Source organism: Pseudomonas sp. P5_A2_2 (assembly GCF_054177685.1).
On sequence record NZ_JBGCUL010000876.1, the window covers coordinates 1 to 1,858 of the forward strand.

2 protein-coding genes are annotated in these 1,858 nt (G+C 63.3%); both read right to left on the minus strand.

What is annotated here, in order from left to right; all coding sequences use genetic code 11:
- A partial coding sequence (locus ACXRVY_RS26795; RefSeq protein ID WP_458238706.1) for an NAD(P)/FAD-dependent oxidoreductase occupies positions 1 to 354 on the minus strand: 354 nt, incomplete at its 3' end.
- Positions 351 to 1,706: an FAD-dependent oxidoreductase gene (locus ACXRVY_RS26800; RefSeq protein ID WP_458238707.1), complete on the minus strand. Its 1,356-nt coding sequence runs from the start codon at positions 1,704 to 1,706 to the stop codon at positions 351 to 353. The genes ACXRVY_RS26800 and ACXRVY_RS26795, both read right to left, overlap by 4 nt.
- Between the last annotated feature and the right edge of the window lie 152 nt (positions 1,707 to 1,858).

A 1,858-nucleotide genomic window follows, 5' to 3' on the forward strand; every position in this document is an offset into this window, starting at 1 on the left:
GTCGAGCACTTGCAGATCGAGGCCGAAACCCTGACTGCTATCGGCGTAGTCCTGCAGGGCTTGCAGATCGTTGAGGCTGCGGGCCAGTTTCAGGTGACCGCTACGTTGGTATTCGCCGTCGATGCCGATCAGTTGTGGCAACTGCGCCCAGATTTCGTGGGCCTTTTGCGACAGCGGCAATTGCGCCAGGGGACGACCCTGACGCCGCACGCCGCCGTAGTTCACGCCGCTGGCATGTGAGCCGCAAAAATCCCGCTCCAGCAGTGCCACGCGCCGCCCGGCCCGACTGAGAAACAGGGCAGCGCTTGCACCGACAATGCCACCGCCAATGATGACTGCATCGACTTCGTTCAAAGCTTGATCTCCAGGCCAAACGGCAGCGGTTTGATCGGTGYCTGGGCGCGCAACCGGCCGATATCGGACACGGCGCGCTGGCTCTGGCAGGCAATGATTTCTGCTGCGGCGGCACCGCACATCCGACCCTGGCAACGCCCCATGCCGACACGACAATGAGCCTTTACCCGGTTGATTTCCCAATGACCTTCGCGCACCACGTCGCGAATATCCCCGGCGCGTACTTCTTCACAGCGACAGACCATCACGTCATCCGCGACACCGGCGGCCCAGTTGTCGGGAAAAATAAAGGCACGTTCGAGGCCCTGACGAAATTCGCCAATGCGTTCCAGGCGATGTTCCAGTTGCGCAGGGCGCTGCGCTGGAATCAGATGCCCCATGTCTTCGAGCAGTGCCAACKCGGCGAGCTCACCGGCCATTTCCGCCGCGTCCGCACCCATGATGCCGGCGCCGTCGCCCGCCAGATAAACCTCGGCGACACTGCTGCGGCCCGCACTGTCACGCTGGGGTAACCAGGCGCGATTGAGCGGGTTCCAGACGAATTCACAGCCGAGCAGATCGGCCAGTTGGGTTTCACTGCGCAGGCCGTGAGCGAAGGCCACAGCGTCGCAGTCGAGTGAGTGGTTGCCCTTGGCGTTGGACCAGCGCAGCGACTGCACGCGTTGTTCGCCGTCGATGGCTGCCAGGGTCGCGCCTTGATGCACAGGGATACCGTGCGCGGTCAGCCAGCTGCGGTAATAAATGCCTTTGGCCAGCGTGGACGGTTGCGCCAGCAGGCCGGGCAGGGCTCGGGCCTGTGCGCTGAAGGGGGAGCTGTCGAGCACCGCGACCACGTTGGCCCCAGCCTTGGCGTATTGATAGGCGACCAGGTACAGCAACGGGCCGCTGCCGGCGAACACCACACGTTCGCCGATGGCGCAGCCCTGGAACTTCAAGGCGATTTGCGCCGCGCCGAGGCTGTAGACTCCCGGCAATGTCCAGCCCGGTACGGGCAGAATCCGGTCGGTGGCGCCGGTGGCGACGATCACCCGGGAGAACTCCAAGCGTGCTGCGCGGCCGTTCTGCAAAGTGTCGAGGGCGCCGTCTTCGGCATTCCACACCAGGGTTTCGGGGCGGTAATCGATTTGTTCGCGCAGTGCGTCAATCGTCTGATGCAGCGCATTGGCTTTGCGTGCTTCAAAGCCATACAGCTTGACCGGCGATCGTTTGAAGTTGGCCGGTTGACGCCGATAAATCTGCCCGCCGCCGCGTGCGGCTTCGTCCAGCAACGTCGGACGCACGCCATGGGCAACCAGCGTTTGTGCCGCACGAATGCCCGCCGGACCGGCGCCGACGATGACCACAGACTTCATACTCTCACCCCTGTGGGAGCGAGCTTGCTCGCGATGACGGCGGCCCATTCAATAATTGTGCTGACTGACAGCCTGCAATCGCGAGCAAGCTCGCTCCCACATTGGATTGGCAGTGAKCCTGTTTTTTGTGCCCGACGYTGCCCCCCTGTGGG